This window comes from Kocuria rhizophila, from assembly GCF_003667225.1.
Lineage (GTDB): Bacteria > Actinomycetota > Actinomycetes > Actinomycetales > Micrococcaceae > Kocuria > Kocuria rhizophila.
Window position 1 is genome coordinate 1 of the sequence record NZ_RCOM01000170.1, and the last position, 479, is coordinate 479.

Genomic DNA, 479 nt, shown 5'->3' on the forward strand with positions numbered 1-479 from the left:
GGTAAAGCGCAACATGTGGTGAATTATATGCATTTTGTAGCAGAGGAATTGCGTGAAATTATGGCAGAACTCGGTATTCGTACTGTCGATGAGCTTGTCGGTCGTACAGACTTATTGAAACGTTCAGCTGTTGCCTATCATCATCCAAAAGCACGTGAAATGAAGTTAGAAAACTTGTTGTATCAACATGTCGGTCCACGTACAAAAGAGATTGAACAACGTCACGGTCTCGAACATGGTTTTGACTTGACGACGTTATTACCCGCATCGCAAGCGCATATTCAAGCGGGCAGTCGCTTTAAAGGTCAGTTCGAAGTCGGCAATGAACAGCGTAACATCGGTGTCATTACAGGTAGTGAAATTACGCGCGCCCACGGTTTGAATGGCTTGCCAACAGATACGATTGTAGCTGAAACGCACGGGCATGCAGGACAAAGTTTAGGTGCGTGGATACCACAAGGGCTGACCCTCCATCATAC

At 46.1% G+C, this 479-nt stretch carries 1 protein-coding gene; it reads left to right on the forward strand.

What is annotated here, in order from left to right:
• Positions 1 to 479 (forward strand): GltB/FmdC/FwdC-like GXGXG domain-containing protein (locus D9R02_RS12475; RefSeq protein WP_498071532.1); only part of this gene is annotated, 479 nt, incomplete at both ends.